General features: G+C 66.6%; 22 protein-coding genes and 1 tRNA gene. 8 read left to right on the forward strand and 15 right to left on the reverse strand.

Features of this window, described 5'->3' with window-relative positions; translation table 11 throughout:
* The first annotated feature begins 164 nt into the window (after window positions 1-164).
* The 3 genes from QQG74_RS06310 to QQG74_RS06320 all read left to right on the forward strand — a co-directional run bounded on the left by QQG74_RS06310 (window position 165) and on the right by QQG74_RS06320 (window position 2,850).
* Window positions 165-240 (forward strand) — tRNA-Lys (locus QQG74_RS06310).
* Between the two features lie 459 nt (window positions 241-699).
* Complete coding sequence (locus QQG74_RS06315) at window positions 700-1,641, forward strand: UPF0158 family protein (protein ID WP_341719355.1); 942 nt, start codon at window positions 700-702, stop codon at window positions 1,639-1,641.
* A 300-nt stretch (window positions 1,642-1,941) separates the two neighbouring features.
* Window positions 1,942-2,850, forward strand: coding sequence for a hypothetical protein (locus QQG74_RS06320; protein ID WP_341719356.1), 909 nt, complete (start codon window positions 1,942-1,944; stop codon window positions 2,848-2,850).
* Between the two features lie 145 nt (window positions 2,851-2,995).
* On the opposite strand, the gene QQG74_RS06325 is transcribed toward QQG74_RS06320, so the two are convergent.
* Genes QQG74_RS06325 through QQG74_RS06365 form a run of 9 tightly spaced genes read right to left on the reverse strand, consistent with a single transcriptional unit; the run spans window position 2,996 to window position 11,299 of the window.
* Window positions 2,996-3,781 (reverse strand): aminoglycoside phosphotransferase family protein, encoded by a 786-nt coding sequence (locus tag QQG74_RS06325; protein WP_341719357.1) that lies wholly within the window; start codon window positions 3,779-3,781, stop codon window positions 2,996-2,998.
* On the reverse strand, window positions 3,778-4,428 hold the full coding sequence (locus QQG74_RS06330) for a histidine phosphatase family protein (RefSeq protein ID WP_341719358.1): 651 nt from the start codon (window positions 4,426-4,428) through the stop codon (window positions 3,778-3,780). Before QQG74_RS06330 ends, QQG74_RS06325 begins: the two co-directional genes overlap by 4 nt.
* 22 nt (window positions 4,429-4,450) lie before the next feature.
* Complete coding sequence (locus QQG74_RS06335) at window positions 4,451-5,188, reverse strand: phosphotransferase (protein WP_341719359.1); 738 nt, start codon at window positions 5,186-5,188, stop codon at window positions 4,451-4,453.
* Window positions 5,185-6,000, reverse strand: coding sequence for a class I SAM-dependent methyltransferase (locus QQG74_RS06340; RefSeq protein ID WP_341719360.1), 816 nt, complete (start codon window positions 5,998-6,000; stop codon window positions 5,185-5,187). Before QQG74_RS06340 ends, QQG74_RS06335 begins: the two co-directional genes overlap by 4 nt.
* Window positions 6,001-6,024: 24 nt before the next feature.
* Complete coding sequence (locus tag QQG74_RS06345; RefSeq protein ID WP_341719361.1) at window positions 6,025-6,546, reverse strand: topology modulation protein; 522 nt, start codon at window positions 6,544-6,546, stop codon at window positions 6,025-6,027.
* Window positions 6,547-6,597: 51 nt separating this feature from the next.
* Window positions 6,598-7,644, reverse strand: a complete 1,047-nt coding sequence (locus tag QQG74_RS06350; RefSeq protein ID WP_341719362.1) for a hypothetical protein — start codon at window positions 7,642-7,644, stop codon at window positions 6,598-6,600.
* Window positions 7,626-9,362, reverse strand: coding sequence for a carbamoyltransferase C-terminal domain-containing protein (locus QQG74_RS06355; protein ID WP_341719363.1), 1,737 nt, complete (start codon window positions 9,360-9,362; stop codon window positions 7,626-7,628). The genes QQG74_RS06350 and QQG74_RS06355 overlap by 19 nt, the downstream gene beginning before the upstream one ends.
* Window positions 9,362-10,306, reverse strand: a complete 945-nt coding sequence (locus QQG74_RS06360) for a thymidylate synthase (RefSeq protein WP_341719364.1) — start codon at window positions 10,304-10,306, stop codon at window positions 9,362-9,364. Before QQG74_RS06360 ends, QQG74_RS06355 begins: the two co-directional genes overlap by 1 nt.
* A 21-nt stretch (window positions 10,307-10,327) precedes the next feature.
* Window positions 10,328-11,299 carry an NAD-dependent epimerase/dehydratase family protein gene (locus QQG74_RS06365; protein ID WP_341719365.1) on the reverse strand — a complete coding sequence of 324 codons (972 nt, stop codon included), beginning with the start codon at window positions 11,297-11,299 and terminating at the stop codon, window positions 10,328-10,330.
* Window positions 11,300-12,058: 759 nt separating this feature from the next.
* Here QQG74_RS06365 and QQG74_RS06370 point away from each other — a divergent pair.
* A complete protein-coding gene (locus QQG74_RS06370) occupies window positions 12,059-13,294 on the forward strand; it encodes an XRE family transcriptional regulator (protein WP_341719366.1) in 1,236 nt (411 codons plus the stop codon).
* On the opposite strand, the gene QQG74_RS06375 is transcribed toward QQG74_RS06370, so the two are convergent.
* On the reverse strand, window positions 13,291-13,947 hold the full coding sequence (locus QQG74_RS06375; RefSeq protein ID WP_341719367.1) for an HAD family hydrolase: 657 nt from the start codon (window positions 13,945-13,947) through the stop codon (window positions 13,291-13,293). The two genes, QQG74_RS06370 and QQG74_RS06375, sit on opposite strands and share 4 nt — an antisense overlap.
* Window positions 13,948-14,013: 66 nt before the next feature.
* Window positions 14,014-14,511 carry an NUDIX hydrolase gene (locus QQG74_RS06380; protein ID WP_341719368.1) on the reverse strand — a complete coding sequence of 166 codons (498 nt, stop codon included), beginning with the start codon at window positions 14,509-14,511 and terminating at the stop codon, window positions 14,014-14,016.
* Window positions 14,512-15,613: 1,102 nt separating this feature from the next.
* Here QQG74_RS06380 and QQG74_RS06385 point away from each other — a divergent pair.
* From QQG74_RS06385 to QQG74_RS06400, 4 genes are all read left to right on the forward strand, one after another.
* A complete protein-coding gene (locus QQG74_RS06385; RefSeq protein WP_341719369.1) occupies window positions 15,614-16,504 on the forward strand; it encodes a replication-relaxation family protein in 891 nt (296 codons plus the stop codon).
* A 372-nt stretch (window positions 16,505-16,876) separates the two neighbouring features.
* Entirely contained in the window at window positions 16,877-17,761 is an 885-nt protein-coding gene (locus QQG74_RS06390; RefSeq protein WP_341719370.1) for a DUF2637 domain-containing protein, read from the forward strand.
* Window positions 17,758-18,153 (forward strand): hypothetical protein, encoded by a 396-nt coding sequence (locus QQG74_RS06395; protein ID WP_341719371.1) that lies wholly within the window; start codon window positions 17,758-17,760, stop codon window positions 18,151-18,153. Before QQG74_RS06390 ends, QQG74_RS06395 begins: the two co-directional genes overlap by 4 nt.
* The gene (locus QQG74_RS06400) at window positions 18,150-19,622 is read left to right on the forward strand and encodes a tyrosine-type recombinase/integrase (protein ID WP_341719372.1); all 1,473 of its coding nucleotides are present in this window, start codon (window positions 18,150-18,152) and stop codon (window positions 19,620-19,622) included. The genes QQG74_RS06395 and QQG74_RS06400 overlap by 4 nt, the downstream gene beginning before the upstream one ends.
* A 221-nt stretch (window positions 19,623-19,843) precedes the next feature.
* On the opposite strand, the gene QQG74_RS06405 is transcribed toward QQG74_RS06400, so the two are convergent.
* From QQG74_RS06405 to QQG74_RS06420, 4 genes are all read right to left on the reverse strand, one after another.
* Window positions 19,844-21,913 (reverse strand): hypothetical protein, encoded by a 2,070-nt coding sequence (locus QQG74_RS06405; RefSeq protein WP_341719373.1) that lies wholly within the window; start codon window positions 21,911-21,913, stop codon window positions 19,844-19,846.
* A gap of 67 nt (window positions 21,914-21,980) precedes the next feature.
* Window positions 21,981-24,197, reverse strand: coding sequence for a hypothetical protein (locus QQG74_RS06410; protein ID WP_341719374.1), 2,217 nt, complete (start codon window positions 24,195-24,197; stop codon window positions 21,981-21,983).
* Window positions 24,194-24,832 (reverse strand): hypothetical protein, encoded by a 639-nt coding sequence (locus QQG74_RS06415; protein WP_341719375.1) that lies wholly within the window; start codon window positions 24,830-24,832, stop codon window positions 24,194-24,196. The genes QQG74_RS06410 and QQG74_RS06415 overlap by 4 nt, the downstream gene beginning before the upstream one ends.
* Window positions 24,833-25,074: 242 nt before the next feature.
* A complete protein-coding gene (locus QQG74_RS06420) occupies window positions 25,075-25,971 on the reverse strand; it encodes a hypothetical protein (protein WP_341719376.1) in 897 nt (298 codons plus the stop codon).
* Window positions 25,972-26,224: the final 253 nt, after the last annotated feature.

The following is a 26,224-nucleotide window of genomic DNA, read 5'->3' on the forward strand; positions in this document are numbered from 1 at the left end:
GGCGGACATCGTGCCCTATCGCTACCTACCGGCATCAGCCAGTCCCAAACCTTATGCGGCGATTGCTCACGTATGTTCCGAAAAGCTCGTCCGAAGGGAGGAGCCCGGCATCGGATTGGAACCCGGTTCACCGGCCGTGCTAGTGTTCTCCCCGTTGTCAGCGAGCGCCGCTAGCTCAACTGGCAGAGCAGCGGACTCTTAATCCGCGGGTTCGGGGTTCGAGTCCCTGGCGGCGCACCAGCGAGCAAGGCCCTGACCTGGTACCTCTGTGCCGGTCGGGGCCTTCTTCGCGTACGCCGGTGGCGGGTGGTCGCTCTGTGGGTGCTCGGGAGCCGTTGGACCGACCTGGACTGGTGGGGCAGGGGGCTGATGGCGGCAATTGCATCTTGGAGAAGCGCAGCTTCTTGACTGTCGGCTCGTCAGTGGGGTAAAGTGACCGCCATCTCGGCAAAGGTCGAGATGGGCAATTGTAAGCATTGCTTGCGCTCCTCCGTATTGAAGGGGCGGTCCCGTCTTCGGGTGGCAGTTGTCGACGTAGGGGAGACCACGGGTAGGCACTCGTGCGACTCTCATCGGGATTCGGTTCGTCCGCCCCGATGCGTTGACGATGTCGGTGCCTGCAGCAGTGTGAGAAGCGTGCCTAACAGGAAGCCGATCTTTCGGCTTTCTGTTAAAGCACGTCACACTGAAAGGCATGACGTGACCAATCTATCCCTACCTTCTGGCCTGTCGGCAGACCAGCGGCTGAGCCGCGAGAAGGCTTTCGGTCGGCTCATCGAGGTCGTCACCGAGATGCAACGCAGCGGCCGCTCCACGAAGTCGGCCGGCGTAAAACCACGACTGACGCAGTCGCTTGATGGCCGTTTCAATGAAGCCGACTACGGGTTCTCCACCTTCCGCGAGTTTCTGACCGCTGCGCAGCAGGCGGGCCTTATCGAACTGCGTACAGTCGGGCCGGGTCCGGACGTCGATGTGATCGTGCCTGACGAGTCGACGACGAGTACGGCAGTGCCCGCAGGGCGAATCCGCCCCGATCTGTGGTCTACGTTCATGGACTGGTCGCCCGGTATCGAACGACTCTACGACCGTCGGGAGCAGCGAGCGCGGCGCCTGGTGCCAGCCTCCGATGCGGAGGATACTGACTCGGAAATGCGGGCGCTGCGCGAGGCGCGGACCAATGACCCCGATCGCTTTCTCAGGATCGATCCGGTTGTCCTGGCTACCCAGCTTTCCTGGGCTCGGACCTTTGTCGCCAGTCTTGAGTCGACGATGGACCGGAAGCGGCTCACCGAAGACCTCAACACGGAGCGCCCGATGCAGGAATTTACCCGCCGGATCCGCACGATGTCGATCGCCGGGGAGTGGGCGTCCTTCCGCAATCGACAAGTAGCCGACGTCATCCGAGCCTGGGCCGACAAGAATGAGATCAATCTCGATCCCTTCGCGCCTCCATCCACGCCGCCGGTCGCCATCGCTACACCCCGTACCTCCGCGACCCACGTGTCGCCAGTTGATGCGTACGGTCCGGCAGAGATCAATGTCAAGGCACTGCGGGCTCAAGTGAAGGATTTGGTCGACCGGATGACGGTGGAGGAGCTGCTCGCTCTGCCGTTCACACTTGGTCAGCTGTATCGGCGGTGACCCATGTCGTCGTCGGGAAGAGCCGGCCGGGACCGGCGATCGGATCCTGCCTCCCGTGGGAACCTCATACTCCGCAGACTGCTCAACGAGACTCCGCGAGCTGCTAGTCCAGCTCTTCAGGACGAAGTTGAGATTGGGCGGCGTATCAACCGCGCTCGTCGGGACAGGGGCCAAATGCCTGAGCCGGTTCGCCGGTTGCTTGGCCGCAGCAGCGAGGGCATCGCAGAGGTGCGCAAGCAGGTCGCAGCAGCAGCGCGGCCAGATCGACTGTTGACTCTGCTCACTGAACCTCACCGAGCCGTGGACTTGGGCGACGGTTCGTGGTTCCTGGCAGCGCTGATCGAGGACGTCGTCGAAAACGTCGTTGAGAACGTCGTCGTGTGGACCCACTGGCGGCCGTCCCAGGCGGGTGTAGTCGGGGAATGCCGGTTGCCCGAGGAAGAGGAACTGCTCCGGACCGAACTTGTGCTGGTGGCAATGGCTACCGGATGGGTTCCGGTCGCTGGCGGCGACGACGACGTGCTTGTGTTGGTCGGTCCGGTTGCGGCCGGGGCTCTGGCCGTCAATCGAGCGGAACTGCTGGCGACCGCAGCCGTGGACGGCGTGCAGCTCCAGCTGCTCGATGTACCGTCGGATCCTTCTACCCAAGGCTGGCAGGCCGTCCGACATCAGGTGCTGGAGACCTATCGGCCAATAGTGGTGGTTGCTGGTGGCGGCGAGACGGGTGTGTGGCGGCTGCGCGAGGTGGCCCTCGCGCGGGGGAGCCGACGGTTGGTCGATGTCGCTGCGGATGACTCTGCGGTTACGCTCGCGGATGCTGTCCTGGCAGCGGTATCCAAGCTGCGGCAGCCGCCTGTTCTGCCGCTTCAGACGAAAGCGCGAACCATCGGTCCTGCCGTTCGGGAAGCGGTCCTGATCAAAACCGGCGACGGCTCTAACTTTGATGTCCTTAGCGAGACCGGCCGTCGGTGTCCACACAAGAAGCGGTTCAAGGTGTCTGGTGGTGCGCCGAAAAAGCATGCGGGCGTGCTGAGGTATCTAGAGAAGCACCACCCGGGGGCGGTCTTGATTACTGCGTCTGCCTGCAAGACTGCCGGCTGCCACCTCGTCTGGGTCGAGTTCCGGTTTGACGTCGGAACCGCTAACGACGTGTCTGCGGCTGTTAATGTCCCACGCGCCCCGCCAGGAGGGCACTCCGTCGAGGAATAAGCGGATTGGGTGAAATGTCGCGTAATCTCTCTCACTCGCCCGAGGTCGTGTGCCGGAAGCGGCGACAGTTCACGATGCCCAGGTCGCTCAGGTGCCGACGTCATCATGGCTACCGAAGGGCGGTGGAGAGCAGAAAACGGCTGGCTCATCGTGACGGATGCCGTCTGTCTCGGCTCAGGGCATCTAGGTAGGAGGCGTGTTCCAGCACCTCTTGGTCGATTTTGCTGAGCTGGCCGTACTCAGCGAGGAAGCTGTCTCGCAGGTCGGGCCGGAGGGGCCAGATGCGGGTGGCGAGGCGTACGAGGTCGCGGGCGGGCAGGTCGTAGCGGCTGTGTTCGAAGTCGATCAGGCGCACGATGCCGTCGTCGCCGTAGATCATGTTGCGGGGCATGAAGTCGAGGTGGCACGGCACGGTCGGTAGCGGTGCGAGGTCTCGGAGGGCTCGCATGTGGGCGCGTACCTCGGCGCGGAAGCTGGGTGTGATGCGGTCTCCGGCTTGGTGGATCCAGTACTCGGCGCGTTGGGCAAGCCAGGCCGTCCAGTCCGGCTCCAGCCTCGGAGACCCGGCAGCGTGGAGCGTCTTGAGGATCAGCCCTGCCTGGCGGTAGGCGTCCTGCTCGGCCTCAGGGTCGAGTCTTCGCTGGTTGAGTGGGACACCTGGCACGGCGGTGACGACGATCGCGGGCGGATCGTCGGCGGCTGCGAGTAGGTGGGGTGCCCGGTTGCCGAGGGCCGGAGCCCAGCTCCGGTAAGCATGTACCTCCTGCATGTGCCGCTCCTGGCTGCGGTGCGGCTTGACGATTACTTCGTCGTGCTCGTCGGTGATGACGCGTAGTACGTGGGTGCCGGCGTGGCCTGGGTGCCAGGTGACGGGTACTGCGTCGGTGTTGAGGAGGCGTCGGCAGAGTTGGAGGAGGTCGTCGCTGCTCATTGCCCGGATTCGAGGTGGCGGGTGTCGTTGTGGGCGACGAGTTGCCAGATGGTGCGGCCGAACCGGTTGGTTGGTCGCTGCCATCGAGTGACCGAGGCGTGATCGGTGACGAAGCCGAGCCGCAGGCAGGCGTCCCGGGGGAGTGTGAGGAGTAGGTTGTTGGCGGCCTCGATGGTCTCGCCGTGGGCGGCGATGAGGATCCGCTGACCCTCGTGCCGGGCGAGGATCCGCTGTAGCGCTTTGGTTGCCCGGTCGAGGTATCGGTTCCAAGTTTCGGATCCGTTGGCGTACGGGATGTCCGGGGTGTGTTGGGGCGGGCCTTGAAAGGCGGTCTTGATGTCCGCCCAAGGGCGGCCATCGGCGTCGCCGTGGTCAGGCCCGCGAAGTTCCGGCTCGACGGTGGACGGTAGGCGAAGGGTCTGGGTGATGACCTCAGCGGTCTGGACTACCCGAAGTCGAGGCGTGGAGTAGAAGGTCGCGTACGGTCGGGCTGCGTGCTCGGCGGCCAGCCGGGCAGCGAGTCGGGTGACCTGGTGGCGTCCCCGGTCGGTCAGGCCGGTGCAGCCGTGTTCGCCGCCTACGATCCCGGCGACGTTGCAGGCGGCCTCGCCGTGGCGGGCGATGACGAGTTCGGTGGTTGGGGCCATCGGCAGGGCTCCTTCGGAGTGGTCAGTCTGGAGCGAACGGGTCGGGCCAGGGCCGGACAGTGGGCCAAGGGTGTCGGTAGCCGTTGGTGCCGAGGTACCGGAGCGTCAAGAGATGGTGCAGTTCGGCGTACTTTTGCAGCTCGTCAAGGTCGCACCGACTCGGAGCGATGGCGGTCCGGTAGGCGTCGACGCAGCTGGTCAGGGTGGATTGGTCGAGGCGTCCGTACGTCATGGAGGCGGTGACGAGTAGTCCGGCCAGGTCGTAGCCGAAGGGGGCGAGAGTGAGGTCGTCGAAGTCGACGACGGCGACGTCTTCGCCCTCAACGAGGTAGTTGCGGATGTTTGGGTCCTTGTAGAAGGCCACCGCTTGGTCAACCCGATCGAGGACGGCGTCGATCGCGGCCAGGCTGACGCCCGTGATGTGGGCAGCACGGTGCAGCGCCTGCCGACGGGGTCCGGCGAAGTGGGGGAGCACCAGCCCTGCCGTCGTGGTGTGCGCTTGGTCGAGGCGCGCGGTATGGAGTTCTCTCCGGTAGGCGGTGTGGTGCAGCCGGCCGAGTGTGGCCGCCACGCGGGGCAGGTCCGCCACCTCGGGTGTCCGGCCCGGTAGCCGTTCGAAGACCAGGTGGCGACTGGTCCGCGTGACCAGGCGCGGGAGGCGCACGCCGGAATCCAGCCCGATGAGCCAGCCATGGTGGGCCGCCGCTGCTGAGCAGCGCTGTGGGTCGTCGTACTGCTTGATGAAGAGGTTGCTGGTCACGGTCGTGCTGCCAGGGCGTAGCTGACGGTGGATCGGGTCAGGTATGGCGGTGCCGGTAGTCGTTCCCGGAGGATCGCGGCGAGGCCGGCCGGACCACCGGCGGCGCGGATCCGGTACTTCGGGGTCGTGGCGAGGTATCGGGCGAGGTGCGCGACGTTGGCGAATTCGAAGACGTGTTCCTCATGCAGGACGTCGAGCACTGTGAGGTGGGTGGCGGCGATGTCGACGAGGTTGCGGCTGTGGAAGCACTCGTAGAGGCTCGGCCGGCAGACGGCATCGGGGTCGAGGTCGGCGGTTTGTGCGAGTTGGTCGAGTTCGGTGTAGCTGTCCAGCGATTTGGTCGCCAGGACGGCGGTACCTCCGGGGCGGAGGCAGCGGGCGATCTCCGCGACTGCGGCGGCCGGTGTGGGCGAGTGGTAGAGGCAGAACGCGGCTACCGCCGCGTCGGCCATCGCATCGGGCAGCGGCAGGTGATGAAAGTCGGCGCAGATCGTCGAGCCGGTTCCGCTGGCCTCGGCCAGCCGGGTACGGACGGTGGCCAGCAGCGCGGACGAGGCGTCGACAGCGATGAGGCGTCGGGGGCGGAGGCGGTCGGAGATGCGGAGGGTGGTGGTGCCGCGTCCGCAGCCGATGTCGAGCACGATCGCGCCGGGCGGGGTGCGTTGAGCGAGCAGGTCGACGATGACGTCGGCGGCGTCCCGTCCGGCGATCTTGGCTTTGTGTAGTGCGCGGGTGCGGTCTGCGAGCCGGCCGCTGGAACGGTAGAGGTCACCGTGAACCAGCTTCGGATCAAGGAACGGGTTAGCCGACATGGGTGGTCTCCCATGCCGGGTCGGTCAGGTCATCGGCTGGGCTTGTTGTCGTATCCGTTCGATCAGTTGGTTGGCTTGGCGGCGGCTGGTGAGCGAGATCAGTCGGAGGTGCGGCCCGTGTTCTTGGATGAGGTTCTGAACGCGGGGTCGCATGGTGCGTCGGTAGCCGAGGATGTATCGGACGAAGTTCCAGGTGATCCGGTCGTAGACGCCGTCGGCCTGGTGCTGGCCACCCCGGTAGCGTCGGCGTCGCTGGGCGATGCCCCAGAGGCAGCTGGCGGCGGGAAGGTCGAGGAAGATCACGGTGTCGGCGGCGGCCAGCCGGATCGGCAGGGTGCCGGCGTAGTTGCCTTCGATGATCCAGCGCTCGCCGGTGACGAGTTTCTCCTGCTTGGCGGCGAACTCCTCCTGGGGCAGCGGGTTCCACTGCTCGTCGTAGAAGATCGCGTCGAGGTGGGTCAGCGGCACGTCGAGGATCTGGGCGAGCTGCCGGGCAACGGTCGACTTGCCGCTGCCGCCGCAGCCGATGATGGCGATCCTGTCCATGGCCCTCCAGAGTAGGGGCACTGCGGGGTGAGGTCGGGCGGACACGGCGAGTCATGACGGCACCGGTTCCGGATGGCGTAGGAGACGATCGAGCACGCCGAGCTGGGTGGAGAGCCGGAACGGGTCAAGACGGCGCAGGCAGTCGTCGATCAGGTCGGCGTGGTCGTTTGTCCTGGCGATGTCGGCGAGCCAGCCGACCCGCTGCCGTACGTCGATGGCGTGCCTGACGTGCAGGCTCGCCGGTACGAGTTCGGCGGCACCGCGGACACCGGTGGGCAGCAGAGGTACGCAGCCGGCGAGGACCGCTTCGAAGATTCGTTGGGTGATCTGGCCGGCTTCGGCGTAACGGTCGGGGAGCAGCAGCACTGTGGCGAGGGCGTCGGCGTGGATCTCGGCGACCTCTGGGAACGGGACCCGGCCGATGAAGTTGAGGCCGGGCCAACGGTGAGTGTTGGTCCACTTGCCGGCGATCAGGTGCGGCAGGTGCGCGGCGGCGGGAGCGAAGAAGGTGTCGAAGGCCTCGTCACGGTCGTACTGGTTGCCGACGTAGACCAGCGGCGTCGAGCGATTCTGGGCAGCGAGCATGGTGGGATCGGCGCTGTCGAGGATCACGTCGGGGACGGGAAAGAGCAGCGAAGACGCTCCTGGGCTTGGGTGCATGGCCGCTTCGCAGACGGTGACGTTGGCGGTCCGGCGAAGCGGATCGGCCGGGTCGAGCTGCCTGTCTTTGTCCCAGAGGATTGTCGGAGTGCCGAGCCGGTGGGTGTAGTGGGCGACGAGTTCGGCCTGCCGGTGCAGGTCGCAGGTGTGTCCGGGCCGACCGCACGGGGTGGTGTTGCGGCCGGCGATGGGCCAGCGCCATTCGAGGAACAACGCGTCGAGCTCGGGTAGGCCGACATCCCACCGGTAGCTGCTGGTGAGGTCGAGGCCGGCGTCGCAGAGGTCACGGTTGAGCTGGAGGAACACGATGTCGTGGCCGGCCTGGCGAAGCCCGTCGACCAAGGGCCGGCGGTGGCTGCGTCCGCCGTCGGGGGTGTCGACGACACCGGGCCCGAGGAATCCCCAGAAGCTGTACCCGATCAGCACTTCGTCACCCACCAGCCCTCGATGAGCAGGGCGTCCAGGCCGGTTCCGGCGAGGCAGTCCAGGGCCATGTCCGGGGTGCCGCAGATCGGTTTGCCCTTGATGTTCAAGGAGGTGTTGATCAGCACCGGGTGTCCGGTGATCTCGCCGAAGGCGGCCATCACGTTCGCGAGGAACGGGTGCTGCGTGCGGGTCACGGTCTGGACCCGGGCGGTGCCGTTGCCGTGCACGATCGCAGGTAGGTCGGTCCGGGTCAGTTCGGTGACCGGTGCGGCGATGGACATGAATGGCGAGGGCTGGCGGAGCCGTACATAGTCGGCGGCCTTGTCGGCGAGGACCATCGGAGCGAAAGGGCGGAACGGCTCGCGGAACTTCACCGTGCCGTTCAACCGGTCCACGACCTCGGGGGCGAAAGGCGACGCGAGGATGGACCGGTTACCCAGCGCGCGTGGCCCGGCCTCCAGTGGGCCGGTGAAGAGGCCGACGATCGCCCCGTTGGCGAGTTGCCGGGCGAGGTGCTGGACCGGGTCGGCCGGACGTGCGGCGGCCAGGCCGGGCCGTGGTTCGGCGGGTAGGGCCAGGTCGGGGTAGGCCGGGCCGAGGTAGCAGCGGCCGCCGATGCCGGTGGGTGGGCGGCTGGTGGCGTCGAGCCAGGCGGCTGCGGCAGCGCCGATCGCGGTGCCCGAATCTCCCGGCGCGGGCGGGATGTGGACCTCGTCGACAATGCCGGCCTGGGCGATCTGCCCTGCGGCGACGCAGTTCATCGCGACGCCACCGCCGAGACAGAGCAGACCGGAGCCGGTCAGCCGGGCTGCTCGCCTGGCCAGGTGCAGCATCACCTGCTCGGTGCGTTCCTGTAGGGCGGCAGCGAGGTCAGCGTGCACCGGTTCGACCGGAGCGTCCGGTGGTCGGGGCGGGCATGCGGCGGCGGTGAACGTTGGGCTTGTCCGGCGGTACCGGCCGGACAGCACCCGGAGCGGAAACAGGCTCGGATCGAGGGTGAACCCGTCCGTGGTCAGCCGGATCGCGCGGGACATCAGATCACGGAAGCGTGCCGGGTCGCCGAGGGCGGCCAACGCCATGACCGTGCCTTCCTCGTCACCGCGCCGCCACCCGAGGTGCTCGGTCACAGCGCCGTACGCGTAGCCGAGCGACGCCGGATCCTTGACGGAGTCGACCAGACGGAGGCGGAAGGGCTGCTCATCGTGGTGTCTGGCGTGCCAGATCGTGGTGGTCTGCAGCTCGCCGAGACTGTCAACGATCAGGACAGCCGCATCGTCCACCTCGGCGGCGAGGAAGGCATAGAGGGCGTGTGCACGATGGTGCAGCACGGGGACGAGCCGAGCGAGCGGAAACCGCCGCGACAGATCCCGCATGCGCGCCCGGTATCGGCGCTGCACGGTGCGGAAGCTGCGTGCGCGTGGAATCGCCCGGCTGCGGGTCGAGGCCCTCGTCAGGTGGGCGGGGAGTTGACCGAGCGCCGACAGGTAGCGGCCACCGTCGAAGTTGTACGCCACCGTCGTCACGTCGTTCGCGGTGAGACCGGCCTGGTCGAGGTGCCAGGCCACGGCTTCGGCCGGGTACGCCTTGCTGTGCTTGAACCCGTCGAGGCGTTCCTCTTCGGCGAAGCCGACCAGGTGGCCGTTGACCAGGAGCGCTGCGGCCGAGTCGTGGGTGAAGGCGCAGAGCCCCAGCACCACCTCGGCATTTCGTGCGGACCGTTGCGCGATCATCACCGGCCGCCGGGCGTGCGCGAGGTGAGGTGGTCGTACCAGGTCGCCAGGGCGTGGCCGAGCGGATCGGGAGTGTCGGCGGCGATCTTGCGTGCCTGGTCGCGCTCACCGGACTTCCAGGCCCGGTAGCTGGCGAGAGTCCGGCCGAAGGCGTCCCAGACCGAACTGTCCGCAGGGCCGGCGTTTCCGGAGATCACACGCTGGAGCAGAGCATCGAGGTCGGGCCAGGGCACGGCGACCGGATCCAGTTCCGCAGTGCCCTCGGCGCCCTGTAGGGAAGCGGCGGCTGCCTCTGCGTTGTCGGCGTACAGGTGCAGGGAATCGACATGGTGGTGGTATTCGCCCAGCTCGACGCCGAGCCAGCCCGCCATCAACTCGTGGATCAGCGTGGTGGTGAAGATGTCGTACGGGAAGCCGAGCCACAGGTCTTGGCTGCGCATGCTGGTGTGCATGATCAGCCGTCCGTCTCGGATGAAGAACCGGTACCCGAGGGTGCAGGGCACGTCGCGGTAACCCCGGTGGTCGCGGGAGGGGTCGTACAGTTGGATCACTCCTCGCCGTGAGTCCCGGTCCTCGATCAGTTGCTGCCGTACCGCGTCGAGCTGGTCGATCTGGCCGTCCCATCGGCGCAGCCGGGGCCCGTAGGCGCCGCGCAGTACACCGTCGTCGGCGTATATGCGCAGCCGGTCGTTGTAGTCGAAGATCCAGGGGGCGTCGGAACCGGACAAGATCCAGAGCGCCTCCGCGACCGCGAAGGCGGGATTGATCACCCTCACAGGTGGTATGTCGACGAGTCGCCGCCGGGGATTCGTGAGGCACAGGTGCGCTCCGATCACCTCGGTCGTGGTGAGGTCACGCGGACAGACGACGCGACCATTGAGCAGTACGGCCTGGCAGGCGGCGGTGAACAGCTCACTCGCCGAGCCAGCGGTCAGCACTATCATGTAGGACTCCCTTAATGGAGGTCAGGAGGCAAAGGCGGCGAGACGATCGCCGGGAAGGTTGACCAGCCAGGTGGCCTGGCGGGTGAGACCCTCGCGGAGCCCGACGGTGGGCCAGTAGCCGAGTAGTCGGCCGGCGCGGGTGAGGTCGGCTGCGGTCGCGGCCACGTCGCCGGGTTGAGCGCCCACGACCTTCACCGGCACCTCGCGGCCGGTGACCTTGGCCGCCTCGTCGATCAGCGCCAGCATCGAGACGCTGGCACCGCCGCCGATGTTGACGACCTCGGCTCGGCCATCGAGGTGGCCGGCGGCGAGGGTCGCGGCGATGACATCGCTGACGTAGGTGAATTCGCGTCGCTGGCTACCGTCGCCGAAGAGCGTGACCGGAAAGCCGGTATAGGCGGCGAACAGGACCCGGCCGATCGCCATATCCGGACGCTGCCGGGGCCCGTACACGGTGAAGTAGCGCAGCGCCACGACACTCAGCGCGCTGTCGGCTCGCCGGGCGTAGGCGAGACAGAGCTGCTCGGCGGCGAGCTTGCTCACCCCGTACGGGGAGACCGGGCAGGTCGGATCGTCTTCGCGGCTGGGCCGATCGGCCGGCCCGTAGACGCTCGACGACGAGGCGACGACCAACCGACGTACACCCTGACGGGCGCAGGTATCGAGCAACCGGTGCGTACCGAGGACGTTGGCCTGGGTGTAGTCGAGGAACTCACGGCCCCACGAGGGCCGAACGCCGGGTCGCGCGGCCAGGTGGAAGACGGTGTCGCAGCCGGCCACGGCCTCGTCCAGCGGATCGACGGCCAGATCCAAGCAGCACGAGGAGAAGAGCGGACTGGCGGCGGCGCCCGTCAGATTCTCATCTGCCAATGGATGCTCGCCGAGTCGACGACGGTCTAGGCCAACGACCGTGACGCCTCTGGCCAGCAACGCGTCAACCAGGTGCGAGCCGATGAAACCAGCGGCACCGGTAACCAGGACACGAGAAATCATCGATGCTCTTTCTTTCGCAGGGTCTGCTGGAAAAGCCGCTGCCAGACGTGGTTGAACAGGGGCGGGTCGACGCACGGGACATCAACTCGCTCGGCCACAAGCAGGGGTTCAGCGGGAACCGGTCTGGTGGAGTTGTTGGCAGTCGCCGCGGTGGCATGTCGGGAGATGTAGAGAGTCATCGCCGCTGCCCCCTCAGTTCCGCTCTTTGCTGCGCAACCTCCGGATGGCTGTCGGGCGCGCGGCATCGACGACCGGTGTGGCGGGCCCGCCGGGAGCCTGGCGGGCCCGCAACCGGGAGGCGGCGAGTGGGGCATTCTCGCCGGTCACTCGCCCGCGCAGCCTCGTTGGCGGTACGCGGGCGCGGAGTCAACCTCACGGCACCGAAGCCGACCGCCGTCGCGGCAATCGAATCCGGCCGGGGCGACGCAATCTCGGGTCTGTGCGACGTGTCCACCACGAACCTCATGCCGTTGACGGGACTGGTCGGCGACCACCGAGGCCAGCCCAGAGCAGGCGGCTTCGATGCTCGGCAATAGCGAACCGTCCACGGCAACGGACCGGTACCGTCCACTACCCGTCCAATCGCAACCAGATGGTGACGACGCGTAGCCGGACTGGCTAGCGTGATCGATGTCGACAGGCGATGCCCGGAGGTGCGCGATGGCGGGACGGCGCTACCCCTCGAACCGGCGGCTAGCGTGGGAGAGACTCCAACGCGGTTGGTCCTACGAGGAGGTCACCGAACGCATTCGCACCGAAATGAGCCGCGCCGGAGAGACCGACACCGGGCTCAACGCCAACACCGTCCGGCGGTGGGAGATCGGCGAGCGGTGGCCGGACCCGCGGTACCGCAAACACCTGGTCGCGATCTTCGGGAAGCCGGCCAGCGACCTCGGCCTACTCACCCCCGACGAACTGGCCGTACGCCCAGACGCGGAAACACTGCACGAGTTCAGGAGGTTGTGGGACATGCTCACTGGAGAGGACAACGGCAACGGTTGGGACCGCGCAGCCGTGCTACGCGCGCTGGTCGGTGCCAGCATGCTGCCACTGGTCGCGCCCTTGCTGTCCCTCGACCCGGAAGCCGCACACGCCGACGGCAAAACCATCGACCCCGACTCGTACCGGCAGATCGTGCGCTGCCAACGCGAGCTGTACTGGACCAGCCCGCCCCGGCCGCTCTACGAGGCTGCCTACGCCCACACGCAGCTCGGCGTCGGGCTCCTGCGCGCTGCCACCGGCAGCAGCCGGACCAGTCTCGCTTCCGCTCTCGCCGAGTCCGCGCTGCTCACCGCCCGACTCGCCTTCTTCGACCTCAGCCAACCCGCCATCGCCGAACGCTGCTACGACGTCGCTCTCGCCGCCACCCGCGAAGCCGGCGACCACGCCCTGGCCGCCGCTGTCCTCGGCCACATGGCGTTCGTTCCAGCCTTCGGCCACCAGCCGGCCAACGCACGGCCGCTGATCGATGCGGCTCTCCAGCACACCTGGCACGGCGTCAGCCCCTTGGTCCGGTCATGGCTGCACTGCGTCGCCTCCGAAGTCGAGGCGCGTGCCGGAGCCGCAGCCGCCAGCCGCCGTCACATCGACCTTGCCGCAGGCGCGGTCGCCGGTGACGGCACCCCGCCAGAGTGGCTCGACTTCTACGACAACGGCCGCCTGCACTCGTTCGCTGGTTACGCGGCCCTCGCCGGCGGCGACCACAGCGAAGCCGCCAGCCAGCTCAACCAGGCACTCGCCGCGCTCACCGCCACCGGCGCCAAGCAGCGCAGCGTCGTACTCGCCGACCTCGCCACCGCTAACGGCCAAGACGGCGACAAGGCCGCCGACTATCTCAACCAGGCCGTCGACGCCCTGCAGAACGACTGGTACGGCGTCGGCCTCGACCGGGTCCGAGCCGTCCGTCCCATGCTCGGCGACAGCCGACACGGCACCCTGCTGGACGAACGCGTTGCCGCCCTCACCGCCGGCCGCGCCGCGCTGCCGGGTAGTTAGCGCGCCGACTCGTTGTGCTTGCGGACGAGGTCAGGCAGCTCGGCCAGTGAGTCGAGCTGGAACAGGCACCGGTCGCTGACCGCTTTGTCGCCGAGGATGTAACCCCACGGGCCGCGACGGACCAGGGCGGTCGCGAGACCCGCCTCCTGTGCCGGCCGGATGTCGTTGTCTAACCGGTCCCCGACGTAGAGCACCTGGTCAGCCGGGCATCCCGCCTCGGCGATCACGCGGTCGAAGAACGCGGCGGAGGGCTTCTCCACACCCCAGCCGTCCGAGGTGCCGATCACGTCGACCGGTAGGTCCAGGGCACGCAGGATGGTCTCCGCCCGTGCGGTCTGGTTGCCGGCGAGGCCGACCTGTAGCCCTGATTCGCGTAGCGCCGCCAGGCAGGGTCGAGCATCCGGGTAGAGATCTTCCTCGGTGAAGGACTCCGGCTGTCCCGCCGCCGTCCGGCGCTCCCGCTCCTCAGCCAGATCGAAGCCCGGCCGGAAGACCTGGAACGTCTCCCGGTAGTCCAGTCCGCGAGCAATGATCGCCCCGAAGACAGCCGAGAAGGTGTGGCGCGGCACGCCCAGCCAGTCTGCCCAGGTCCCGTACTCCCGGGACTCGTCGACGATGGTCTCGCCCACATCGAAAAACACGCTCGCGATCACCCGGCGATTGTGCCCGGTGCCCCCATCAGGATCAACGTGCACCGCGAACCGGGCCAGTGCGACGGACTACCTGCTTGAGGTCGCGACTCCATCCTCCAGGTAGACGCCGCCGCGCCCGATGGCGGCGACTGCTGCGGCTACCCGCCGAGCCAACCGAGAATTCAGCACTTCGTGGAGGCGTTCCGGCTCGATGAACTCGTACCGGTCCAGCTCGTCGGGGCACAGGCGGATCGTCGCGATCTGGTCCGGCGTGAGGACCCCGCCGTCGAATACGAACATGAGTCCGCCGTCCCACGGTGGGCTGGCCGGCACCCAGTCGACGCACAGCAGCGCTCCTGCGGACACCGACAGGCCCAGTTCCTCCCTGACCTCGCGGACACATGCGTCCGCCGGGGACTCGTCCGGTTCCACCGTCCCGCCGGGAATCTCCCACACGTCCTTGTACGTCGGGTGGACCACCAACACCCGACCGGCCTCGTCACGCAGGACGATGCCGGCGGCCGCGCGAACGCGCGTCAGTTTGGCAATGTACGAAAGGTCAGATTCGGTCTGTGTCTCGGCCACGCGACCGACCCTACGGGCTCGCCTCGTGTGTTTCGCCCGGATCGAGCTGGTCCGGCGACCGTAGCGTGTGGCCCTCAGTCTCGCTCCGAGCGCAAGGGCTGGCGGGAGCTGCATCTCAAATAACGAGATAAGGGCGTCTACGCTTCAAGATTCTTTCACCTGTTATCGCGGGGAGTTCGTGCTGACGGAGACCAATGCGGGTCAGCGCGTGCTGACGGGTCCTGCTGGGTCCGGATCCGTCATGATCGACTGCGGATGTATCTGGTTGACAGGGCGCTGCTGGTGGAGGCGTACTGGGATGCACGCGACCGTTTGACGGTCTGCCTGCCGGGTTCGATCGGCCGATCTGGTGGCGCTCCTCCGGAGCGTCGCCTGTCGTTTAGGCCCTCAGGACTGGGCGGGCGGTCAAAGGGTTCTGAGTGACAGGGGGACTGCCATGAAGGATCTTTTTCCGGCTGGTTGAGCCGGTGCGCCGCCGCAGCTTCCCCGTTGGTGGCTGCCGGTTCGGTGCCGCCCCTGTCCACGCCTCGCGCGAGGCCCAGGCCCGGATCTGATCGGTCTGAACGCACCTCTCGCTGATGTACGCCTTCCGTGCGCCGCTGTCAGGGTCACTGACCGCTGGCGCGGCACCGTGGCGTACCCGTCTACGCGCCACCTGGGGGCGGGCTTCTCTTGACAACTCCACAGTGGAGGCGGCGCTTACCCACTCTGACCCCCGGGTCAGGAAGGGCTGCTGCCGGTGCCCCCTCGTCCGCTGCTGGGCGTCTGTCGGGCGATCCCGTGTTTGCACCCGATGCCGTGTTTGGCCGGCGTCGGTGACCTTCTCGACAAGGAGTTCCGTTGTTGTTCCCCATGCTTTCGACCACCGCTGTAGCCGGTGGTGGTGACAGTTCCCGACTTGGCCCCCGTTCGGGGGTCGGGCTTGCCGTCCGGGTTGGTGTCGGTCTTCGACCGGACCCCCGGACGGCCCCCTGGCCCGTTCTCACATCGCAGGTCAGCCGGTCTGTCAGTGGTGGCTGGTTGTCCTGCGACAGACCTGCCCTGGTCTCGGGTCTCTCCCCTGGAGAGACCACACACGTATCGGAGAAGGAGGTGATGGTGGATGGATGATCCGGTTCTGCGGGTCCAGTCGCAGTTGACCGCCCGTGATCGGGTGTTGCTGGGCTGGCTGTACGACCACGGGGTGCTGACCTCGTTCCAGATCGCGCATGCCTTGTTCCCGTCGCTGGATTTCTGTCAGCGCCGGTTGTTGACGTTGTACCGGTTGCGGTTGGTGGGCCGGTTCCGGCCGCAGCGCGCTGACGGCGGCTCGTACCCGTATCACTACGTCATCGACCAACTCGGCGTGGAGGTCGTGGCCGCCGGCCGCGATCAGCGGCCACCACGGCGTGATCACGCACGGGTGGAACGGCGCCGCTGGACCTCGAGCCGCACCCTGGAACACCGGCTTGGTGTCAACGGCTTCTTCACCGACCTCGCCGGCTACGCCCGCACCCACCCGGATGCCCGGCTGGGGGAGTGGTTGTCGGAGGCGGCGTGCCAACGGTCGGCGGTGTTCACGCGGCCGGAGGATCCGGCGTTGGTGCGCGCCTATCAGCCTCGGGTCCGTCCGGACGGCTACGGCCTGTGGACCGCGCGGGGTGTCAGGGTGCCGTTCTTCGTCGAGTACGACACCGGCGGCGAGCAGCTGTCGGTACTGACCGCCAAGCTCACCGGCTACCGGCAGTGGTTCGCCGCGCTGGGCAGGGTGTGGCCGGTGCTGTTCTGGCTGCACTCCACCCCCCGGGAACGCAACCTCCGCCGCGTGTTGGCCGAGACGCCGCCGCTGGTGCCGGTCGCCACCGGAGCCCGCGACCACGCCACCACGGCGGGCCTGTGCCCCGCACAGGCGGTGTGGACCGCAGCCGGCGGCGACGGCCAACGATCGACGCTCGCCGACCTGGCGGTGTGGGTCGCCGACACTCGTGACCTGGCGGGGGAGACGGCGGCATGAACCTCGACAGCCCACCGAACACCGTCACCGCACGGTCCGCGTACGACACCGCAGCGGACTGGACCTGTCACCGGTCTATCAGCGTCTCACCGGAGGCAGCCGACAGACCGGTGACAGAACCGGACCGCCCTGACAGTGCGAGGCCCGAGGTATCGTCCCGGCCCTCACCCGGCCGGTCCGCGCTCCCCGTCCGGACCAGCCCACTCACGGTCCCGGACCGGTGTGTCGGGACCTTCCGTCCACTCATCCTGCCCGGGGGACCGCGGGCGGTTGTGGTCCGGTCCGGGGAGGTGGTCCGCCACGACTCCACCAGGTGATACGGATGCCAGTTCGGGACGTAGCCGGGCCGAGGGCTTCGTCCAGGTCGTGATCATGCTCGCTATCGGCGGGGCGGCTGGCGCGGCCAGCTTCACCCACGTCCGCGACGTCGCCGCCGCGCACGGCCAGCCAGGTTGGCTGGCATGGGCGGACGCGATCGTGCTGGAACTGATGTCGGTCGCCTCCGGCCTGGAACTACGCCGCCGCAAACGAGCCGGCGTGTCAGTGGTGTTCCCGGCAACGGTGCTGGCCTGCGCGGTGACGCTGTCCCTCGCAGCGCAGGTCGTGGAAGCCGAACCGTCACCAATCGGCTGGATCGCCGCAGCCGTGCCCGCACTCGGCTTCCTCGTCATGGTCAAAATCGCCCTCGGCTACACCAACGCCACCTCCGTCCGAGCGGACGCCGAGACGTCCACCGCCGAGCCGCCGGACCAGTCCACCACCGTCACCCCGGCTGAGCCGGCCGGGGACCGTGACGGCCGTTCCACCCCACCGGACCCGGACCGACCATCCAACGCGCGGACCGTCCACGACACCGGCAACCATCAGGATCACCACGGACCGGACCGCTCCCGTATGGGTGGACCGGTCCACCGGCATCGGTCGTCACGACGTGGACCGTCCACCCACCCCGCCGGCACCGAAGAACTGCTCGCCGCCGCCAGGGGCGTCCGAGAGCGGCGTGCCGCCGAAGGCAAGCCGCTGACCCGCGCCGTACTCGCTGCGGCGCTGCGCTCCAGCGGACACACCGTGTCAAACACCAGAGCATCGCACCTGCTGAAGATCCTCAAAGCCGACCAGCCTGCGGCGTCTCCGTCTCATGACCAGGAAGCCGGTGACAGCGCCCCACCGATGACCCCGGTACCCGGCGCTCCTACGCCCACCACCGCACTCGACTCGCATCAGCGTCAACCGCAGTCAGGAGAACCGACACCATGAACACCAACACCCCAACCAGCGACACCCAAACGACCAGCCCACACCCGCCTGCCGGTACGTCGTGGACTGCCGAGCGGATCCGCGCGCTCGGCGCCGCCACCACCCTGCCCACCGCCGCAGCCGTCCTCGGCATCAGCCGATCCCAGGCATACCGCCTCGCCGCCACCGACACCTTCCCCACACCGCTGATCCGCGCCGGCACCCGCATCATCGTCCCCGTCGCCGGACTCCTCCGACTCCTCCTCCTCGACAACATCACCCCGACCCCCGACGACGGCCGGCGACTTGATTCCGCCCCCGCGGCGAGCGTGGATGCAACGACCCCGCCACCAGCGGACTACCACCGCCACCGCTGGCGGCACCACGCCGAGCACCCAGGAGACAACCCGTGAAGGGATCCACCTTCAAACGCTGCGGCTGCCGCGACACCACCACCGGCCGGCGACTCGGACGCTCCTGCCCCCAACTGCGCCGGCCCGGCGGCGGCTGGTCCCGCACCCACGGCCACTGGCACTGGCAAATCGAGATCCCCGCCCGAGCCGACGGCACCCGCCGCCCACTGCGCCACGGCCCCTACCCGACTCAGGCCGACGCCGACGCGATCCTGGACCGCATCCGCGCCGCCCTGGCCGTCCCCGACCCCACCGACCCGCACACCACCGTCAAGACCGGCGACCTGATCGAAACCGCCGTCAAGACCGGCGCACCCATCCCCGCCCCGGATCAGGTCCGGCGGGCGCTGCACCTGGACATCACTCCGATCGAGCTGCCCACGATGGAGGCGTACCTGACCGACTGGCTCGCCGGGCGCAAGAACATCAAGAAAGGCACGCTGCGCTCCTACGAAGGCCACATCCGGCTGTACCTGATCCCGCACCTCGGCCACCTGCGCATCGACCGACTCCGCCCCGGCCACATCGACGCCATGTACGACGCCATCGACGAACGCAACACCACCATCACCACCCTGCGCACCAGCCGCGACCCCGCCAAACGCGACCAGGTCAAGAACCAGCGAATCGTCGGCCCCAGAACGATGCACGTCATCCACGCCACCCTGCGCAAGGCCCTCAACGACGCGATGCGCCGCCACCGCTACATCGACAGCAACCCTGCCCTCATGGTCGAACTACCGACAGCCCGACCACCCAAGCCCACCATCTGGACCGACCAACGCATCAAGACGTGGCGCGACACCGGCAGAACCCCCAGCCCCGTCATGATCTGGACCCCCGAACACACCGGCAGATTCCTCGACCACACCCACGACGCCAACGACCGCCTCTACGCCCTCTACCACCTCATCACCTTCACCGGCCTACGCCGAGGCGAAGCCTGCGGCCTGCACTGGGACGACATCGACCTCGACAACCGGACCCTCACCGTCCGTTGGCAACTCGTCCAACACGGCTGGGCCACCGCCATCGACACCCCCAAAACCACCGACAGCGAAGCCGCAGTCGCTCTCGACACCGAGACCGTCGCGGTGCTGCGCGCCCACCGCACGCGGCAACACCGCGAACGCCTCGCCGCCGGTGTCGCCTGGGCCAAGAGTGGGCTGGCGTTCACCACCCCGACCGGCAGCAGGCTTCACCCTGCTGACGTCACCGACCATTTCCACCACCTGGCCGCCCAGGCCGGTCTCCCGCCTATCAGGCTTCACGACCTCCGGCATGGTGCCGCCACCATGGGCCTCGCTGCCGGTGTCCAGATGAAGATCATCTCCAACCGGCTCCGCCACTCCAGTCCACACTTCACCGCCAAGTTCTACGGCGATGTCCTTCCCGAGCTATCCCACGCCGCCGCCGAAGCAACCGCCGCCGTCGTCCCACGTCGCGGTGGCACCGCAAGGTCGGCATAGTTCCAGGTGCACGGCATATTGGCGGCGTAGGCCCAGCCGACAACATTGTCAGCTGGCCCTACGCCGTATCAGTAATCTGAATGAGTTGGGCGTGAAAGAGATCCATTCGTTCTACAGATCCTCAGGACTCGCACGACGCAGCCAACACCCAATTCACGCGACGTGACCCGCGCGACCGCCATCCACGCCGCCGCGACAAACAAGGCCGCCGAGCCTCCAGCCTAGCTCAGCGAGACCTCTGTTGGTGTGACGCCGGCAGCGGCTCGAGCCCTGGCTGCTGCGGGAGTAGATTGATGCGAAGGGGAAGGAAGGTTTGCCTGTACCTTTGCCACCATCACGGTCTCCGGCTTACCGTCTGGCTCTACTGCAGGTACTGTCACGACACGTGTGGCTTCGCCGAGCTGCACCCTACGCGTCTGCGTCGTGAGGTCTAGCACGACAAGGAATGCCACGCCAGAGTCTGCCCAGTTGTATTCTGCAGGTTGAAAGGCGTATAGCGTCGCCAGGTGTTGCATGGAGGCGTCGTTGAGCTCGCGTTTGCACTCGATGACGAGCGATATCTCCCCGAAATGACAGATCAAATCGACACGGCCGTTGGCGATGTGTGATACCTCTTTGAGGGGCAGCACAGGTAGGTTCATCGCCAAGTGGCGGTGGAGGTCATCGGCGAACTCGGTCTCCTTTGGAGCGTCGCTCTCGTTCGAGAATCGACGTTGGAAAGTCGCCGCTAGGGCGCTGCCGGCTGTCACCGAGCCGCGCCATCGCATGTACAGCAATATGGCTCGGGTGACCTGCTCCACGCGCATAGCGCGTATGCCTGTGAGGCCGCTCGCGCTGTGAATCTCTTGGCAAATACGAGCGAACTCCTCCTGGAAGTAGATGTTCGTGTCGACTGCGCTTGCGCTGACCTTGGCAGCGGCGGACCTGTCGAGAATGCGCGCGACGTGAGGATGGGGCGCGAGGGCGGCGGCAAGAGCTGCGGCGTCGCTGGCGGCAAGTCCAAGTAACTCGGTCAGCGTCGATACATCGACGCTAGAGTCTTTTGGGCGATCTGGGGCACCTCCTGCTCTGACGCGCTCACGGATCTCGCTGATTGCCGCGACATCGTCCGGGTCCGCTGTGGTACGCCCGACAGTGACAAGCCAGCGATCCAGCAGTTCGGGTCCGTCCCCGCGTTGCCTCACGGCTTCGATTAGGCGTGGTTGTAGCAGCGCTGACAATGCGTTGCTCTCTATAGACACGTCGGAGCCGTGGCTACGGAGGATAACATCGGGCGGCAGGACCAGCGTCAAGGTGCGGTGAGCTCTGTAGGCTGCCGCCACGCTAGCGATGATGTCGGCAGGGGCAAACCAGCTGTGATCAAGATCCTCGAGGTGGGCAAGGGTGTCAACGAGCCCAAGCCACTGTACTGCCGTGTCTGCCCGCGGCTGTCGCCAGTGCCGATATTCGGATAGAGACTGCAGGTGGAAAATGGCGACGAGGTCTTTCAGGCGATCAACATCCTGCCGAACGGGCACAGTGCCGCCAACAAACGCGATCAGCGCATCGATCGCCGTGCCAAAAATTTCAGCGTCAATTCGGTCCTCGTATTGAGCGGTGAGCGTCAGATGGTCTCGTGCCTCTCTGAGTGCAACGAGTGATTCCTCGGGGGTGGGGCTCTCCAGGCCTGTGCGTAGCTCGAGCATCGCGAGTTCGAATGCGACGTTGTCATCTACGTTCGTGTGGTGGAGCAGCCCTCGCAGCAGCGCGGCCATGTCGGCGGAGTGATCCTGCCACTGTTCGCCTGCTGCACCGAGGCAGCGAATTAAGCGGTGTAGGAAGGTCGGATCGATGTCATCGGCTGCCGTGTCAGCTGCGGCGGTGGCGTGTGCGTCGAGTCGGCCTAGGAGTGGGAGCGATCGGGTCCATTGTCCGAGGCTGAGTCGTAGCCATGCCTCCAGAGCGATGCCGGCGGCGGCGTCTTGGCCAGCTGCGCGTCTCCTGAGTGGATCTTCGAGATGTGCGGCTACCTCGGGCACGACGGCTTCATCGTTGAGGACGAGGTCGAGTAGGTCGTCGAGTTCGACGGGACGCGCCACGTTGACAGAGGCGACGAACATGTCGACCAGGGCGGTTCGTTCTGAGATGTGCTCCCACTCAGCCAGCAGCAAGGAGGCGACGAACGGTAGCTCTGGTGCTGACGGGAGTTCCTCAGCAGCTGCTACGACGGCGGCAAGGCCACCAATGGTGGTGAGGCTAGGTTCTTCGTGGCTGGCGAGGGCTTGACGCAGTTGCTCGATGGCATGTCCCACGTCGCCTCCCTCCGCCCGCTTCGTCCCTGATCGGGCTGCGCTCGATTCTGCGTGATGACGGTCGTTCTCACCAGAGTGGCTGCCCTGCTTCCGCCAGGATGACTCGTTCCTTGCCAAGTCCTTCAACGAGCCGGTCACCGTATGCGCTCGTCAAGACCACTTGCAGGTATGGCACCTCATGACTGAGTTTTACCAGTTCTGCGAGCATGCCGATCATGTCCTTGGGGTTGAGCTCTTCACGTCCAAGAGAGTCGATCACAATGAGACCAGGGTGACGCGCCACCCCGGCTTCCTCGCCGACCCGCATCAGGGCGACGATCAGCGATATCTTCAAGCGGAGCTTTTCGCCCGGCTCCAGGTCGCCGAAGTTCGTCCGTTCGCCGCCTTTGATCACCGGCATTTGACCGTTGCCACTGAGCATGACGGCCTCAAGGTTGCGGACGCCGAGACTCCGGCCGAGCGTGGCAACCTGTTGACTAACAAGCCTGAGTAGTTCGTCCTGATCTGACTTCAGTCGTGCCTTGGCCTCGATCTCAGCGGCGAGAACAATTTTCTGCTGGCGTTCGATCGCCTCGATCTGCTGCTCCAGGTGGACGGTGGGTCGGACGTTCTCGCGTTCCTCAATTCGCGCCTGGGTTACTGCCCGCTCGGTGACGAGTTTCTGCCACTGCGTCCACGATAGGCGCCCGCCGTCCTCGGCTACGTGTGCGTGGGCTGCCTGCCAGTTCTGCTGAGCCTCGTCGCGGCGTAGCCGGGCAGCGTCCCGTTCGGCGTCAACCACGGCTAGGTGTCGTTCGAGCTGGCGGACCTGCAGCGTCGCAGCTGTGAGGTCGTCTAGCGAATCGATGTCGGCTTGCTCGTCGCCGGCCAAGTACGCCTCGAGGGTGGAAGCATCCGTCTCCTGCCCTGATTCGGTCGTAGGTGGTGGTTCGCTGATGTCGAGAGGGCTTGCGCACAACGAGCATTGACCTTGCCGTTCGCGCGCCCATTGCTTTTCCCCCACACTGGTGTCGCAGCGCGGGCAGCAGCTGGGCTTTAGCGCATGCCAGAACCGACGCGTCAGCTTGGCTTCCTTCAGCGCCGCCACATCGGACTCCGCCTCATCAAGTAGGCGGCTGATTTCGCCGTATCGGAGCGACACGTTCCGAAAGTTGGATTCAGCGGCCTCAGCAGCATGGCCGGCATCGGCGGCAGCTCGCATCCGTCGATCGAGATCGGAAAGATCGTCTGGCGCCGGCGCGGCCGCCAAAGCAGCGTCGATCTCGTTCAGACGACGACGCAATTCCGTCAGGTCACCTCTATGAGCTGTTTGCTGGTCCTGGTGGCGACGCTGCAACGTTCCGAGGCGGCTGCTCAACTGGCCCTTGCGAGCGGCGATTGCTGCGACCGTAACTGCCCAAGGACTGCCAAGGTACATCTGAAGCAGCCGAACGACAGCGTGGCGTTCCTCCCCTAGGACCACGGGAACGCTTGGCTCGGTGATGCTCAGTGCCGAACTCCAGGTCGGCCAGCCTAGCATCCCGAGCGTTCCGTCTCCTTGATGTGCCTGTTGCTCCCTGGGGCGGCTTTGCCAGGTTGCGACGTGCGGGAACCCAAGGCGGTCGAGCATCACATCGTCCATGACGCGCTCGAAGTCCTCCGTGCAGCTGAACTCGGCAACTGTCACGGCGTTACTGTCCCTCAGGTAGGCGTTGAGGGCGGCGAAAACATTGTTGGACTGGCCGTCGACCTGCGTCCCGGGTGGATCGCGTAGCGCATCGGTCGGCTCGCTCAGGCAGCGACGTAACTTGACGAAGTCGATCGGCTGACGCAGCCGCATGACCGCGCCGAAGGGCTCCCCGCTATTGACTCCGAACGCCACCGCGAGGTCTTCTTCCTCCACGCGAAGCTCGAGCACGACCGCTCGCATCCACTTGCGGACATCCTGCTGAAGCTGGCAGCGACCCCGCAAGGCCCAGCGCAAAGTCTTGATTACCGAGGACTTGCCGGCGTCGTTCTCGTTGTGGGTCCCGAACGCCGTGATGCTGTCTCTGAACGCGACATCGAAAATGTAGGGGGTCCGCGGCCCATTGGTGGGAGTTTTCACGCCTGCAAACAAAAGTGCGTTGAGATGAAGATGCCGCTGAGGGCCCCACCCGGCGGGAGGGCGGATCTGCTGTCGCGCCAGCTCGGCACGCGTTTGCTCGGGAGTACATCGAGCACGGCCAGCCACGGCAGCGACCCACTCGTCAGCTCCCTCGAACGGTTCAATATCCGGCAGGAACGCATCAAGTCGATCGGTCATAACGGATTCCCTGCAGCGACGGCTCTAGGCTCAATTTCGATGGGGTAATCAAACCTCCCGGCGATCCGCAGTGCACGATCCCGAACACGATCTGTGATCTCCGGGATGATCGCGCCCCATGGTGTCTGGTCGTACTCAGGTTGTTCGTACTGCCGTCTGCGTGTGAGGCTGCCCATCTTGGTCTCCGGGATTAGACCGACGGCGTCGGCCTGATCGTCGTACCAGGCCAAAACGGGCACCTCGGCACGCATGGTCTGTGCGGCGTCGCGGCCCTTCTGCAGCAGGTAGTAGTCACGACGAGCCCTGGCCGCTTCACTCGTTCGAACATGGCGGATTAGCTTCAGAGAGGCCAGCAGCGCGAGCGCGTTGTCGGGCCGTTCGTAGGCGCCGTAGAGATACTTCGCCATCGGGTAGCGATGCAACGCTGGCACCTTGCCGCCAATCATGGTCGCGACTCGTGACAGAAGCTCGGGTGGCTGGCGCTGTTGCTCAATCTCCGTGAGGAGTTCGTCGGCAAGGTAGTCGGGATTCCTGATCCAGAAGTCAATCTTTATCAACAGGCTTAACGACTGCACGACGACCACAGCGTCTGGGATCGAGCAGCCGGGAGGGACGCGCTCGCCGAGCTTGTCCATCGCCAGCAGTAGACGTGAAGCGGTCTGCGAGGTCGCACCGCCACTCACTCGGCTCCGACCCCTCGAGATCCCGCGACCTCCTACCATTGGCCGGCGCACAAGGTAGCTGTTCGCAAGCACATGGTGACGATTATGGTGGAGCGGCCAGCACTTGGCTAGATCGCCCGGAGCGTTGATCTCCGCCAACCGCGCTAGACAGTGCGTCTAACCGCCTGTTGATGTAGGCCGACACCTGCCTCGGGTCAGGCGACCGACCTTCGGTATGGCCAGTCCCTTATGAGGGTGGCAAGGTGGGCTCCGGATGAGGTGAGGTCGATTGGCGTGCCCGCGAGCCGGTTGGCCAGCTCGTCGATGCGGTATCGCAGCAGCCGTTGGTATCGAGCGGCGTAGACGGCGACGTGGGTGACGCGGTGGCCGTCGTGATGGGCGAGCAGCGAGTACGTCATGATCTGACCGATCAGCTCATCGAGGTAGCGATCGTCGTCGAGCCGGCCGCTCTTCAGTTCGAGCACGGTGGTGCCGAGGAGGAAGTCGGCGTGCCGGTGTCCGTCGAGCAGGGACAACTGTGCGGTCGCCGGCCCGAATGAGCGGAGAGCGCTGTGGAAACCGCTGGAGTAGCTGGACCAGACGGTACGGAATCCGCGCCTCGTGCGATACGTCTCGTGAGGATGGCTGTTAAGGAGGCGCGGGTGCTGTTTCAGGACGAGACGTGCGACATCCCCGGCGTCGGAGCGATGGCGGCCGAGGTCGTTGAGCAGACTATGAACGTGGGCGAGTCGGCTGGCGGCGGTGAAGATGTGCGCCGGGTGCAGCGCTGAGTCGGTGCGGCGCCAGGCGTCGTAGGGAGCGGCGAGGTCGACGGTGGGTCGGTAGCCGGCGATGGTGAGCAGCCGGTTCGCGAGGTCGTGGTCGAGGCAGTGAAGCAGGCCAAGGTACGGGCTCTGATCACACAAGGACAGGCCGATGGCGAGTTCCACGACATGGCCGAAGAGCGACTTGTTCGGCGGGTCGACCTGCAGGAATGGACAGCGGCGAAGGTCCGCAGCAATTTCGGCGCGCAGGACATGCTGGTGCGGGAATGTCTTGGCCAGCCAAGCGCCGACGGGATCTTTCGGTGCGGCATGGGATCCGGCATTCATGGTGGTACTCCTCTGGCGACGGGCGCGACGCTGACCGCAGGTGCGGCAGCGTGGGGCCCGACAGGTATGGGAACGCGCGAGACAAGAGGTCCGTCCGGAGAGGCGAAACCTCTTCAGCAATCGGATTGGGTGATGCCGCAAGCGGGGTCTTCAGCCCTAGGCATTTACGCCGCGATGTGGGCTCCGCGAGAGGAAGCGGCAAGCAAGGGAAGGCGGACGGACCGACGTCCCGACTCGTGCACCGTACGACGGA

Origin of the sequence: Micromonospora sp. FIMYZ51 (assembly GCF_038246755.1) — a bacterium.
Classification (GTDB): Bacteria; Actinomycetota; Actinomycetes; order Mycobacteriales; family Micromonosporaceae; genus Micromonospora.